The 14,313-nt window shown below is 40.7% G+C and carries 13 protein-coding genes; 12 read left to right on the top strand and 1 reads right to left on the bottom strand.

The genetic code is table 11. From position 1 onward, the window contains the following. Positions 1-21 precede the first annotated feature (21 nt). The 11 genes from JKG61_RS17240 (at position 22) to JKG61_RS17190 (ending at position 12,956) form a co-directional block, all read left to right on the top strand. Positions 22-1,038, top strand: a complete 1,017-nt coding sequence (locus JKG61_RS17240) for a 2Fe-2S iron-sulfur cluster-binding protein (protein ID WP_202104190.1) — start codon at positions 22-24, stop codon at positions 1,036-1,038. Positions 1,039-1,045: 7 nt separating this feature from the next. Next, positions 1,046-2,086: an NADH-quinone oxidoreductase subunit NuoH gene (gene nuoH, locus JKG61_RS17235; protein WP_021068287.1), complete on the top strand. Its 1,041-nt coding sequence runs from the start codon at positions 1,046-1,048 to the stop codon at positions 2,084-2,086. A gap of 79 nt (positions 2,087-2,165) precedes the next feature. Next, positions 2,166-2,687 (top strand): NuoI/complex I 23 kDa subunit family protein, encoded by a 522-nt coding sequence (locus JKG61_RS17230; RefSeq protein WP_021068286.1) that lies wholly within the window; start codon positions 2,166-2,168, stop codon positions 2,685-2,687. 4 nt (positions 2,688-2,691) lie between these two features. After that, positions 2,692-3,189 carry an NADH-quinone oxidoreductase subunit J family protein gene (locus JKG61_RS17225; protein WP_021068285.1) on the top strand — a complete coding sequence of 166 codons (498 nt, stop codon included), beginning with the start codon at positions 2,692-2,694 and terminating at the stop codon, positions 3,187-3,189. Further along, positions 3,189-3,518, top strand: a complete 330-nt coding sequence (gene nuoK, locus JKG61_RS17220; RefSeq protein ID WP_202104189.1) for an NADH-quinone oxidoreductase subunit NuoK — start codon at positions 3,189-3,191, stop codon at positions 3,516-3,518. Before JKG61_RS17225 ends, nuoK begins: the two co-directional genes overlap by 1 nt. 21 nt (positions 3,519-3,539) lie before the next feature. Continuing rightward, positions 3,540-5,459 carry an NADH-quinone oxidoreductase subunit L gene (nuoL, locus tag JKG61_RS17215; RefSeq protein WP_202104188.1) on the top strand — a complete coding sequence of 640 codons (1,920 nt, stop codon included), beginning with the start codon at positions 3,540-3,542 and terminating at the stop codon, positions 5,457-5,459. A 22-nt stretch (positions 5,460-5,481) separates the two neighbouring features. Further along, positions 5,482-6,927: a complex I subunit 4 family protein gene (locus JKG61_RS17210; protein ID WP_202104187.1), complete on the top strand. Its 1,446-nt coding sequence runs from the start codon at positions 5,482-5,484 to the stop codon at positions 6,925-6,927. A 22-nt stretch (positions 6,928-6,949) separates the two neighbouring features. Next, positions 6,950-8,335 (top strand): NADH-quinone oxidoreductase subunit N, encoded by a 1,386-nt coding sequence (locus JKG61_RS17205; RefSeq protein ID WP_202104186.1) that lies wholly within the window; start codon positions 6,950-6,952, stop codon positions 8,333-8,335. A gap of 232 nt (positions 8,336-8,567) precedes the next feature. After that, the gene (locus tag JKG61_RS17200) at positions 8,568-11,090 is read left to right on the top strand and encodes a DUF5686 family protein (RefSeq protein WP_202104185.1); all 2,523 of its coding nucleotides are present in this window, start codon (positions 8,568-8,570) and stop codon (positions 11,088-11,090) included. A 4-nt stretch (positions 11,091-11,094) separates the two neighbouring features. Continuing rightward, on the top strand, positions 11,095-11,871 hold the full coding sequence (locus JKG61_RS17195; RefSeq protein WP_202104184.1) for an enoyl-CoA hydratase-related protein: 777 nt from the start codon (positions 11,095-11,097) through the stop codon (positions 11,869-11,871). Positions 11,872-11,906: 35 nt separating this feature from the next. Then, positions 11,907-12,956: an AI-2E family transporter gene (locus tag JKG61_RS17190; RefSeq protein ID WP_237249522.1), complete on the top strand. Its 1,050-nt coding sequence runs from the start codon at positions 11,907-11,909 to the stop codon at positions 12,954-12,956. Positions 12,957-12,958: 2 nt separating this feature from the next. Here the strand turns inward: JKG61_RS17190 and JKG61_RS17185 are convergent, their stop codons facing one another. Then, entirely contained in the window at positions 12,959-13,597 is a 639-nt protein-coding gene (locus JKG61_RS17185) for a 4'-phosphopantetheinyl transferase family protein (protein WP_202104183.1), read from the bottom strand. Between the two features lie 169 nt (positions 13,598-13,766). Between JKG61_RS17185 and dcd the strand changes: the two genes are divergently transcribed. Further along, positions 13,767-14,303, top strand: a complete 537-nt coding sequence (dcd, locus tag JKG61_RS17180) for a dCTP deaminase (protein WP_202104182.1) — start codon at positions 13,767-13,769, stop codon at positions 14,301-14,303. The last annotated feature ends 10 nt before the right edge of the window (positions 14,304-14,313 follow it).

Here is a 14,313-nt window from a genome sequence, read left to right as displayed (position 1 = left end):
ATCTAGTAGAAAGCAGAAACGATGGCTGAAGAAGTTGTAAAATTTAAAGTAACGATCGATGGTATACCTGTAGAGGTAGATCCTGGGACTACTATTCTAAATGCAGCACGTCAGATCGGTGGAGATATTGTTCCGCCCGCGATGTGCTACTATTCTAAGTTGGAAGGAACTGGGGGTAAGTGCCGTACTTGTCTGGTCAAAGTGTCTAAGGGTTCCGAGAAGGATCCGCGTCCTATGCCGAAGCTCGTAGCATCTTGTCGTACGACTGTCATGGATGGTATGGAGGTACAGAATATCACGTCACCCGATGTTGTTGAAGCTCGAAAAGGAGTTGTGGAGATGCTCTTGATCAATCACCCTTTGGACTGTCCGGTATGTGACCAGGCTGGAGAGTGTAAATTACAGGATCTGGGGTATGAACATGGTAATGAGGGGACACGTTATGAATTTGAGCGTCGTACGTTTGAACGTATTGATATTGGTGATAAGATACAGTTACATATGAATCGTTGTATTCTATGTTACCGTTGTGTATACGTGGCCAATCAACTGACAGAGGAACGGGAGCATGGTGTGTTGAACAGAGGTGATCATTCAGAGATTTCGACTTTTATAGAAAAGGCATTGGATCACGATTTTGTGGGTAATGTTATCGACGTATGTCCTGTGGGAGCTTTGACGGATAAGACGTTTCGTTTTAAAAACCGCGTGTGGTTTACAAAACCTGTCGATGCTCATCGGAATTGTCCTACTTGTGCTGGCAAAGTGACACTCTGGTACAAAGGGGATGAGGTATTACGGGTTACGGGCAGAAAAGATGAATATGGAGAAGTAGAAGACTTTATCTGTAATACTTGCCGTTTTGAAACCAAACATACTTCGGACTGGACACTGGAAGAGCCTACGCCGGTGGACCACGAGTCGGTGATTGGAGCCAATCATTACTTGGCGTTCAACCCACCATCGGTGATTCATGAAAATAAAAAATTGCAGTTAGCCAATGAGGAACAGTTGGCTAGAACAGAACGGTTAAAGTAAATCAGCGATGGAAGTAGCTTTTATTTTAGAAAAATTGATTTTAGTAGTAATTGTGTTTACCATTACATTGGTGATCGCGATGTATTCTACTCTTGCGGAGCGTAAGATTGCTGGTTTTATGCAAGATCGACACGGTCCGGACAGAGCTGGTATTTTTGGCCTGTTGCAGCCTTTGTGCGATGGCGGTAAGTTTTTCTTTAAAGAAGAAATCATCCCGTCAGGCGCACACAAACCTCTTTTTATTCTAGGGCCGGTGATCGCTATTATCACCGCGTGTATCAGTTCGGCTGTCATCCCTTGGGGACAGGACCTGACTATTAATGGAAAGGTAATCTCTTTACAGGTTGCTTCAGGAATCAATATCGGTGTGCTTTATATGTTTGGCGTGATTGCGTTGGGCGTGTATGGCATCATGCTTGGTGGTTGGGCCTCCAATAACAAATTCTCTTTGATGGGTGCTATTCGTGCTGCCTCTCAGAGTATCAGTTATGAGATTGGAATGGGATTGTCTCTGATTGCTTTATTGATGGTGACGGGTACACTGCAATTGGAGGATATCGTAGCGCAACAATCGGGCTTCGTGAATTGGAACATATGGGTACAACCTCTGGGCTTCCTGATTTTTATTACTTGTGCATTTGCCGAGTGTAACAGGGTGCCATTTGATTTGCCTGAATGTGAGACGGAGCTGGTGGGCGGATACCATACCGAATATTCATCGATGAAGCTGGGACTTTATATGTTCTCGGAGTATATCAATATGTTTGTGTCCTCGGCGTTGATGGCTGCATTGTACTTTGGTGGTTATAATTTTCCATTTATGTATGAACTTGGTCTGTCGGAAAATTGGATTACTATTATTGGTGTAATCGTTTTCTTTTTAAAAATATTCGGTTTTATATTTTTCTTCATGTGGATACGTTGGACATTACCACGTTTCCGCTATGATCAATTGATGAACCTTGGGTGGAAAGTCCTTATTCCTTTAGCTATAGCGAATATTGTACTGACCGGAGTAATTACATTAGTCAAGGATACTTATTTTTAGGGAGAGTTATCAGGTGAACGAGTTATCAAGTTAACAGGATAACAAGTTAACACGATAACTTGATAACAAAACAACAGTTATGCAATCATTAAGCAATAGAAAGAAGGTAATTGAGCAGAAGCCAATGAATATATGGGAACGCATGTATTTGCCGGCTATTGCCAAGGGGCTATCTATTACCCTTAAACATTTTTTTAGGAAGATACCAACAATTAAATACCCGGAGGAAATACGTCCTTATTCTAAAAATTTCAGAGGACAACATTCTTTAAAACGTGATGAGCAAGGCCGTGAACGCTGTACCGCTTGTGGGCTTTGTGCACTATCCTGTCCTGCTGAGGCTATTACTATGACTGCGGCTGAGCGCCAGAAAGGCGAAGAGCATTTGTATCGTGAGGAAAAATATGCTTCTGTTTATGAAATCAATATGCTGCGTTGTATTTTTTGTGGGCTTTGTGAAGAAGCCTGTCCTAAAGAAGCGATATACTTGGATGGTCCCCATGTGACGGCGGAGTATTTACGACGGGATTTTATATATGGTAAAGATAAATTGGTGGAATCCAAATTTGATATTACGAAACTAAACAGAGAAAACGTTTAAGCAAATGACTATATTCTATTTTGTTGCCTTTTTGTCTATTTTCTTTGCGCTGATGACGATCTTCACAAAGAATCCTGTGCATAGCGTACTATATTTGGTTGTCACTTTTTTCACCTTTACGGTACACTATATTTTGTTAAATGCACAGTTTCTAGCTGTTGTCAACTTCATTGTCTATATGGGGGCGATTATGGTTTTGTTTTTATTTGTCTTGATGCTGCTCAATCTCAATAAAGATATAGAACCTATGAAGTCCAACGTAGTAAAGGTTATGGGGGCTGTTGCAGGGATGTGTATGCTGGCGACTTTTTTGGGAGCCTTTAAGGTGCTCGAGAGCAGTAATGAATTTGTAACAGGAAATACGGATGTAGGGCTTGTGAAGAATCTGGGCAAGGTTTTATTTGATGAGTTCCTCTTGCCGTTTGAGCTATCCTCCATATTGTTGTTAACAGCGATGGTCGGAGCTATATTGTTGGCTAAAAAAGAAACGAAAGAAGCATAATGGATAATCTTATTCAAAATATACAAGGGATACCATTAAATCATTATTTGATTTTTTGCAGTGTCATTTTTGCAATTGGTATTATTGGTGTGTTGATTCGTCGTAATGTTATTATCATTATGATGTCGATTGAACTGATGCTCAATTCGGTTAATTTATTGCTGGCTGCATTTTCTGCCTACCGTGGAGATGCCAGTGGGCAGGTGTTCGTATTCTTCATCATGGCCTTGGCAGCAGCAGAAGTAGCTGTAGGGCTAGCTATTGTTATCATGGTGTACCGCAATACGAAATCAGTAGACATAGAGTCGTTGAGTAAATTACGTTGGTAAAAATTAAGTAGAACTAGTTATATGATCGAACTAATTTGGTTGATACCTTTACTACCCCTAATTGGATTTGTAGTCAATGGAATGGGGCGGAACTTTCTCCCTAAGCGTGCTATTGGAATATTTGGCAGTGGTGTGGTATTGGTGTCCTTTATATTGAGCTGTATGGTATTTGGTGACGTCTTGGCTGCTCGGAATGCAGGACAAGAGTCCGCTTTTGCATATAATTTATTTGATTGGATTCGCGTTGGAAGCCTGGATATTAGTTTTTCTTTCTTGGTTGATCCGTTGAGCGCATTAATGTTACTTATTATTACGGGGATTGGTTTTTTAATCCATTTATACTCGATAGGTTATATGAGTCACGATGTAGGTTTTGGTAAATTCTTTGCTTACTTGAATCTGTTTATTTTCTTTATGTTGCTCCTGGTGCTGGGGTCTAACTATCTGATAATGTTTATTGGATGGGAAGGCGTGGGGTTGTGTTCCTATCTACTCATTGGTTTCTGGTATAAAAACTCAAGCTACGCAAGCGCTGCTAAGAAGGCTTTTGTAATGAACAGGATTGGGGACTTGGGTTTCCTTATTGCTGTTTTTGCTATCATTGCTACATTTGGATCCCTGGAGTTTGATGCTGTTTTTCAGCAAGCGTCCAGTTTTCCAATAGGTGACTCTACACTCCTGTTGATTACCTTATTATTATTTGTTGCTGCAACTGGTAAGTCGGCACAGATTCCTTTGTTTACTTGGTTGCCGGACGCGATGGCGGGACCGACTCCTGTTTCGGCGCTGATCCACGCGGCAACTATGGTCACAGCAGGTATCTATATGATTGTGCGTTCGAATATTCTGTTTACGCTATCACCTGTCACGATGCAAATCATTGCTGCGATCGGTGTGTGTACAGCACTGGTGGCTGCTTTTATTGCTATTACACAGAATGATATTAAGAAAGTGCTGGCGTATTCAACTGTTTCTCAGCTTGGTTATATGTTTTTGGGATTGGGTGTTGGTGCATTTACGGGCGCTTTTTTCCATGTATTGACCCATGCTTTTTTCAAAGCTTTGCTTTTCCTAGGTGCAGGATCGGTCATTCATGCGATGAGTGATGAGCAGGATATGCGTCAGATGGGAGGTCTTAAAAAGAACCTGCCTATAACCTACTTTACGATGCTGATAGGAACTGTAGCTATTGCGGGAATTCCTCCTTTATCTGGATTTTTCTCTAAGGATGAAATCTTGGCCCATGCATTTGTTTCCAATCCTTTATTGTGGGGACTGGGCTTCTTAGGTGCGCTGTTCACTGCTTTTTATATGTTTCGGTTGTTGTACCTTACATTTTTCGGGGAGTTTAGGGGGACTGAACATCAAAAGGGTCATCTGCATGAATCTCCTGTGACGATGTTACTGCCTCTTGTGGTGTTGGCGATTCTTGCGGCAGGTGGCGGGATACTCAATATACCTGAAGCACTCGGAGGGGGCAATTGGCTTGCGAATTTCCTGAGCCCGATATTTGCTTATAGCAATAGTCGTGTAGAAGCTATTCATGTTGACCATAATACGGAATATATTCTGATGGGGGCCTCAGCCCTAGCGGCGTTGGTTATGGCCATTATAGCTTATTCAACTTATGTCAAGAAAAAGAGGATTCCTGGAGCCGATGGCCAAGAACAGGGGTTCTTATATAAGCTTTCTTATAACAAGCTTTATGTAGATGAGTTATATGATCTCTTATTCGTCCGTCCGTTAAACGCGCTTTCTAAATTTTTGTACCACGTTGTCGACAAAGCAGGGATCGATGGTTTTGTAAATGGTGTTGGAAGTTTCTTTATGTCTTCTGGCCGGGGAATCCGTCAACTGCAGACTGGGCACGTTGGTTTTTATATTTTTATGATGGTCATTGGGGTTATTGCTATCCTTTTGTACGGTTTTTTGAATGTATAGCTATTTGTAATCAAAGTAATCCATGAATAACCTATTTATACTGTTGTTACTCCCGCTTGTAAGTGCTTTAGTTTTAGCATTTGTGAAGTCTTCGTCTTCTGCCAAGTGGGGCGCTTTGAGCTTGTCGGTGTTGCAGTTGGCACTGACGATTCCTTTTCTATGTCAATTTGTACCCGATGCCACTATTCAGTTTGAGCAATCATTTGATTGGATAAAGAGTTTAGGGATTCGCTTCCATATTGGATTGGACGGTATTAGCCTTCCTTTGCTCCTGTTGACTAATGCATTGATCCCTTTAATTGTTCTTTCTACCTTTAATAAGACCCTAAAGGGAAATTTTTATGCCTTGGTATCTTTCATGCAGGCGGGGCTGATTTTGGTTTTCGTAGCGCTGGATGCTTTTTCTTTCTACGTAGGATGGGAGGTTGCCTTGATTCCAATCTATTTTATTTGTGCACTTTGGGGAGAAGGGGATCGTATTCGTGTTAATCTGAAGTTCTTTATCTATACCTTCTTTGGTTCTTTATTGATGCTGATTGCTATTTTATATCTTTATCAGCAAACAGCGACTAAAGATTTTGAATGGCAGTCTTTTGCTTCTTTGACGCTTCAGGACGGTACGCAACGTTGGATTTTCTGGGCTTTCTTTATCGCTTTTGCGGTTAAGATTCCTATTTTTCCTTTTCATACGTGGCAGCCGGATACGTATACAAATGCTCCTACAGCAGGCACGATGCTGCTTGCAGGTATAATGCTTAAGATGGGAACTTATGGCTTGATTCGTTGGTTGATTCCGATCGCCCCACTAGGGGTAGCTGCTTATGGACAACTTGCGCTGATTTTATGTGTCGTAGGTGTTGTTTACGCTTCCATTATTGCATTTAAGCAACAGGATGCTAAGCGGCTTGTCGCTTATTCGTCGATTGCTCACGTTGGTTTAATCGGTGCTGGTATTTTTGCTTGGAACCAAGAAGGTATGCAGGGTGCAATGATGCAGATGGTAAACCATGGTATCAGTGTTATTGGTTTATTTTTCGTGTTGGATATTATCGCTCAGCGGACAGGTACCCGTAGCTTAAGTGAGCTCGGAGGTCTTGCACAACGTATGCCTAAGTTGGCTGTTTTCTTCTTGCTTATTATTATGGGTGCGGTGGGATTGCCGTTGACCAATGGTTTTATTGGGGAGTTCTTATTACTTAAAGGTATTTATGGCGTAGGCGTATTCTACGCTGTCTTTGGTGGATTGACGCTGATTTTTGGAGCGGTATATATGTTGCGGTTATTTCAGCGAACGATGTTGGGTGCAGGTTCTCCTGCACAGGATGCTGTTTTAGACATCAAAGGTCATGAGGTTGTTTTGTTGTTGGTTGTCGCGGCGTTTGTATTGTACTTAGGAGTGTTCCCAAATGGGTTGTTGCATTTATCGGAGGCGTCGGTGACGCAACTGTTACAGCAGGTTAAATTTTAAAGCAAGTATAAGTTAATATATTATGGGTGCGATTATTACGCTTTCGTTATTAGGGATTTTAGTATTGTATTTGGGATTGTTCAAAGCAAAGTCTGCTTTGCTGCCCGTTACACTTATCGGCTTGTTGATTGCCTTAGGTTTTGAGCTCGCGCTTTGGAATGGGGATGCTCAACCTTTGTATAATGGGATGGTAATATTTGACAATTTTGCGCTTGCTTTTTCTATATTGTGTATCGTTACTACAGGATTGATATTGTTGCTTTCTAAAGCTTATTTTAGCTCGATCAGTAATAACGTAGCGGAGTATTACTGCTTGATTCTGTTCTCATTGACAGGAGCGCTAATGGTCAGTTCCTACCATAACTTTGCAATGTTGTTTATTGGTATTGAGGTGATGTCGGTGGCTTTGTATATTTTGGTAGGTATTAGAAAGACGGACTTTGGTTCGAATGAGGCATCGCTTAAATACTTCCTTATGGGGGCATTTTCTACCGGTTTTTTGTTGTTTGGGATTACGCTGCTCTATGGCGCTACCGGGACTTTCGATATTACAGGCGTGCGTCAATATTTGATTGATAATCCGCAACAGATATCTCCTTATTTTTACGGGGGTGTTTTATTGCTATTAATAGGATTGTGTTTTAAAGTTGGTGCTGCTCCATTTCATTTTTGGACGCCAGACGTTTATGAGGGAGCTCCGATATTGATTACAAGCTATATGAGTACCGTCGTGAAGGTCGCTTCGTTTGCGGGCTTCTTGCGTTTATTTAGTTATGTGTTTGTTCCATTACACGACTTTTGGACTCCTGTTCTTCTGGTGGTGATTATTATTACATTGTTCATCGGTAACATTACAGCAATGATGCAGGCAAGCTTCAAGCGAATGCTAGCTTACTCTAGTATTTCGCATGCAGGTTATATGTTGTTTGCAATTGTGGCTTTAGGGGCTACATCAACGGCTAGCATTTTTACTTACGCTATCGCTTACTCGCTCTCTTCTGTGGCTGCATTTGCAGGTCTTATTTTGGTAAAGCGTGCCAAAGGATCGGATCAGTTTATTGCATTCAACGGTTTGGGAAAAACAAATCCGTTTTTAGCCTTTGTGATTACGATAGCAATGCTGTCTTTAGCGGGAATCCCGTTGACTGCAGGTTTTATCGGTAAATTTATGATGTTTAATACAGCGATGCAGGACTATCACATCGTTTTGCTGTTATTGGCCGTTTTAAATGCGGGAATCGGCGTATATTATTACCTGCGTGTAGTGGTGCATATGTATTTTAAAACAGAGGAAGGTCGAGGTGAAGCTATTATCCTACCACTGAGTTTTAAAGTCGTTTTGGCTACAACCGTTCTACTTACTTTAGTGATAGGCGTGTACCCAGAGTGTATTATCAGACTGTTATAATTGTTTTATAAATTCACGATGAAAGCCCTTTTTTAAGGGCTTTCTGTTTTTGATGGACATCAAGTACTTGCTTCATGATATTTTCTTTTGGATTGGCATTCAACAACTCTCCCGATAACATCGGGCTCGGTTTACGCCTATGGTGAACCAAAGGAATCATGAAAGATTTTTATGGTAATGTGTTTTGAACTTTGGACACAAGTTGTATCTTTATAAAGGACCATAGTTGATTATGAGAAGATTGGTTGCGCCATTAGGTAGACACGTTGCGTTTTATATTATAATGATTTTGTCGATTGTCCCGACATTGGCTCAGATATCTTTGCAAGGCGTAGTTCTTGATGCAGTGAGCGTACGGCCGATTGTCGGAGCGAGTATTAAATGTATGGAGCATCCGGAAGGGACATCCACAAATAATCAGGGTACCTTTTATATCAAGCTAGACTCCTCCGTTGTGGAAATAGAGATTTCTGCGTTGGGTTATCAAAATCAAAAGGTACGGCTTGCTGGAGCAGACAGGCCATTGATAGTCTATTTAGAGAAGCAAGAACAGTTTATTGAAACGGTTGATATTGTGAAGAAGGGGCGTTATAAAAATAGAAATCCCGCGACTGAATTGATCGATTTGGTGATACAGCATAAGTCTCAGAATCGACTCACTCGGAAAGATAGTCTTTATTTTCAACAGTATGATAAGATCAAGTTTGGGATGGTAGATCCTAAGCCAGGGTTTAAGAATAGACTGGGGGATATGAGTTTCTTTTTTAAGGACGTGGATACAACATCACTACGGGGACACGAATTACTGACACTCTTTCTACAAGAGGATGTATCGGACAACTATGTCAGACAGCGGCCCACCCAGCAAAAGAAAATTATCCGTAGCCAAAGTAAAACTGAATTTGACTCGCGTTATGTGAATAATCCCAATATCAGTTCTTATCTTAATTACCTCTTCCAACCAGTGGATATATACGATGAAAGTATATTTTTTCTAAATAAGTTATTCTTGAGTCCGATAGCGGATAATGCCAAGATGTATTATAAATATTTCGTAACAGATACACTAAGGACGGAAAAGGAGCTTTTTGTACGCTTGCGCTTTGCGCCTAGAAATAGTAATGATCTGCTGTTTCATGGTCAGCTTGTGGTTTCTTTGGACGGGCGTTATGCGGTAAAGAATGTGGAGCTGAATATCGATAAAAAGACAAATATATCCTGGGTGAATGAATTTAAGATTTCTCTTTCCTATTTTAAAAACTCGGAAGGTGTAATGTTGCAGGATACTTCGAATGTGTTCGTTTTATTTGGTAGGGGTAAGGTGGATGCACTCTTTGGTCAGCGTAGCAGTGTGCAGCACAAATACGATACACATAGTGCGATCGGTGATTCCATTTTTTCCGGCGCACCTATAGAGATGCGTTTGACCAAGGATCAAAAAATTGGGGATATGCGGCCTGTGCCGCTAAATCCTAATGAGCAACGGACCTATGCCAATATTGATAGCCTTAATGATTTAAGATCCTTTAAGTCATTATTGGCTGTAGGATATCTTTTGGCACAGGGCTACTTTCCCGTCGGTAAAATTGAATTGGGACCTCTAGAATATTTGTATCATATGAATGAAATGGAAGGACAGCGACTGAGGCTAGGGGGAAGGACTACGTCTGGGCTGTCCGAAAAGATGTACCTAGAGGGGTATCTAGCTTATGGTTTTCGGGATGAACGCTTTAAATACTATTTGCGTACAGCTGTGGCTTTAAATGGCAAGTCTATAGCTACTTTTCCTGCGCATTATCTGGAAGCTTCGTCGCAATACGATATTTTCGAACCAGGAAAAGCGATCGGATATTTAAAAGGAGATAGTTTCTTTCGAAGCTTCGTTTCCAATAAACCTACTAAATGGCTGGAGACCAATGCTTATAAGTTAGGACATGTATATGAGTTTGGAAACCATTTCAGTGTTGAAACGAGCTTTACCCATCAGCGGAGACATGCAATCGGCGATCTTCGGTTTTCTTTGACTGCGGATAGTACCCAATCTTTATCACAGATTAATACCAACGATATGCAGGTTGTTTTAAGATGGGCTCCGTTTGAAAAATTTTATTATCGGAACTTGCAGCGGAGGACTATCGTAGAAAGCTATCCCGTGTTTAATTTGCAATATAATAGAGGTATTAAGGGATTTCTAGGTGCCGGATACGATTATGATGCACTCCGATTTTCTATATCTAAGCGTTTCTTTATGAATCAGGTTGGTTTTGGTGATGTAACGATGTCTGCTGGCAAGATATGGGGTGTATTGCCATATCCACTGCTGGAAATGCCTAATATTAACGAAGTCAAGGATCGTCATACCATCTCGTACGATATGACAAACTCCATGGAGTTTGTGGCAGATCAATTTTTGAAAGTAGCCTATGACCATGAGCTGAATGGCTATATTCTAAATAAAATTCCGCTGATTAAGAGACTAAGGTTCCGGGAGATTTTTGGGGTACGGATGTTCTACGGGAAGCTTTCTGAAGATAATAACCCTTATACAAGTGATAAGGTGGTTTACTTTGATAAACATCAAAAAGGTTATACAATGACTCATGTTTTACAAAAACAACCATATTGGGAAGGCTATGTGGGGCTGGATAATATTTTAAGTATATTACGGGTACAGTATTATTATCGGTTTAACTATAGGGAGCATCCTAATATAAGTAACGAAAGATTTAAATTATCTTTAAACTTTGATTTTTAGCTTTATGGATACGTATAATACACTTTTGGTGGAGCGGGTTGGAAGTACAGCAATCATCACCATAAATAGAGAGTCGAAGTTGAACGCTCTTAATGCAGAGACGCTTTGGGACTTAAGCCGTGTGTTGGGTCTTCTAATAGTAGATACTACGGTGCGTGGTATGATACTTACAGGAGCAGGAGGTAAAGCCTTTGTCGCAGGTGCGGATATACAAGAGTTTGTCGGAATGGATGGAACAGAGGCCGCTCAGTTGGCTGCAAGAGGACAAAACGGTGTAATGGATAAGATAGCGAACTGCCCAAAACCGATTATAGCAGGAATTAATGGCTTTGCTCTGGGCGGTGGACTTGAGTTAGCCCTTGCTGCTCATATTCGTATTGCTAGTACGAACGCTAAATTGGGATTGCCTGAAGTGTCTTTGGGATTGATTCCGGGATATGGAGGGACACAACGGCTCCCTCAGCTGATTGGTAGAGGAAGAGCCTTTGAAATGATTATGACCGGAGACATGATTGGTGCCGAAGAAGCATTGAGTTATGGCTTGGTTAATTATGTGGTGGAAGAAACAGAACTTTTGAAAAAGTGTCTTACCTTATTGGAGCGCATGTATTTACGTTCACCAAAAGCACTCGCGAAAGTAATCGAAGCTGTAAATACAGGTTTTTTGGAACCAAAAACAGGTTTTCAACAAGAAATTTCTCTTTTTGGTGCGTCTTTCGATACCGATGAGGCGAAAGAAGGGATTCAAGCATTTTTAGAGAAAAGAAAACCTAACTTCTAGATGGATTGTTATCGTTGGAAGAAATTAACTAAAATATGATTGGTAAAGACGTTTTTTCGCAAAAAGAGCGAAATATTATCATTTTGATAATTATACTCGTGTTGGGGGCAGTGATCCTATATGCAATGAAAGGTATTTTTGGTGCTATATTGGGCACTATGGTCATGTATACCTTGTTTCGTAACCTGAATATATTTTTGATTGAGCGCTGGAAGTGGCCAAAGGCATTATCTTCTGTCGTAGTTATCGTGATATCTATATTTATTATTGTGCTTCCCTTTGTTGGTATTGGGACTATGTTGGTCAATAAAGCTTTAGAGTTGCAACGGAATCCAGCATGGATCAATGATATTATCAATGCGATTAATACATTTGCAGGAGATAAGTTTGGTAAGCCAGATTTTCTGAAAGAGCAGATTCAAGCGAGTGCTGCCTATTTTGGAGGGATGTTGACTGCTATTATAGGAGGAGCCGCCAATGCTTTTTTAGAGATCTCAGTCATGTATTTCTTACTTTATTTCTTGTTTGTTAATTACAAAGGGTTTGAGAGTAGTTTAATACATTATCTTCCATTTGATGATGCGAATGCAACGGTATTTGGAGAAGAGCTAAAGAACATTACGTATTCTAATATCATAGGTCAAACCTTTATCGCTATTGTACAGGGGATTTGTCTAGCCATAGGTTTTTATATTTTTGGTGTTAAAGATGGTTTGTTTTGGGGGGTAATCTGTACTATTCTCTCGTTTATACCGCTATTGGGGCCGCCCCTGATCTTTGTCCCCGCTGCTGTTATTCTGCTATCGCAAGGAGCGACCTGGCAAGGTGTCGGTTTGTTAATATGGGGCTTTGGATTGGTTATTAATATCGATAATGTATTACGCCTAGTTATCGCTAAAAAAGTAGGCGATATTCATCCTATTATTACAATCGTGGGAGTTATTATTGGTATTCCTTTGTTTGGCATTATGGGCTTGGTCTATGGACCTTTACTATTGGCCTATTTTCTAATTGCTGTAAGAATATATAAGGCGAATAAGCGACTGTCCCTACAGAAAAAGATGCTTGAAGAAAGATTAGATTAGTTCTATCCTACAGCGTAACCCAACATATAGTTCTGAAACTGCTCGTAATATACCTGAAAAGATGAGCTTTTGCCATCTTTATGCAGGTCAAGGATCATTACTCCTTGAGCTTTGTAGTTGAAGGGATGAATGGTCATATCGTGTAGGAAGGATACACCTTTGTTGCCCTGTAGTTTATAAACAGCTTCTTTTGCACACCAACATGCATATAGTTGTAAGATTTCCTGTTCAGGGTTGATGAAGGCTAGTTCGTTGGGTTTTAAAAACTTTTCCTTTATACGGAGAACCTTGTCTTTTACAATTTCGAGGTCCATGCCACATTCCCCTTTAGTAGTTAACATGACGCCCGCATAGTCAAAGGAATGTGTCAGCGAGATCTTATACGGATAGTCTGGTAGGTAAGGTTTACCGTTTATATCGGAGGGACAGTGAATGTATTCATTAGTTTGTAAAAGGTAGCGCAATAAGACGCGTGTAGCTAACCAGTGTAGTGTCCTTTTCCCTTTACTTAAATTACGAAGACGAGCCTGTTCATCGGCATCCAACTGTAGCTTGCTCAATAGCTCCTCAGCCGATTCTTCAATCTTCCATATTGCAAACTTTGTTGCACTATCTAATTCACGGAGATATACTAAAGCCATGTGTCAAAAGTAAAAAGTAAAAAGTAAAAAGGCAAAAAAGTTACGACTTAAAACCAACAAACACGTGATATCACTTAATCTAGAGTAAATTTTAAAAAACTTGCTAGATCTCAGGCAATACCGTATTTTTGGTGTTCAGTCGGTAATCCTGACTGTTTGACAATTCTATATGATATTATCGGATAAAAGAATATTAGAGGAGATCGAGAATGGGTCGATTGTGATCGAGCCTTTTGATCGTAAATGCTTAGGTACAAACTCGTATGATGTGCACTTGGGGAAGTATTTGGCGACTTATAAGGATGGGGTGTTGGATGCCAAAAAGCATAACGAGATTGTTCATTTCGAGATCCCGGAGGAAGGGTATGTTTTAGAGCCAGGAACACTATACTTGGGTGTTACGATGGAGTATACAGAAACACATAGACATGTTCCTTTTTTAGAAGGTAAGTCAAGCACGGGGCGTCTAGGTATCGATATACATGCTACAGCGGGAAAGGGAGATGTTGGATTCTGTAACACATGGACCTTAGAAATATCTGTTGCTCAGTCCGTACGCGTGTATGCTGGAATGCCTATCGGCCAGCTGATCTATTTTGTCGTCGAAGGAGATATCGAGACGTTCTATAATAGTAAGGGCAATGCTAAATATAATAATAAGACAATTCGTCCTGTAGAGAGTATGATGTGGAAGAATGCTTTTTAGCATCCTTCCT

The organism is Sphingobacterium faecale (assembly GCF_016746095.1).
GTDB classification, from domain to species: domain Bacteria; phylum Bacteroidota; class Bacteroidia; order Sphingobacteriales; family Sphingobacteriaceae; genus Sphingobacterium; species Sphingobacterium faecale.
The sequence above is the reverse complement of the archived record's forward strand: the minus strand, read 5'-3'. Positions and strand labels throughout refer to the sequence as shown.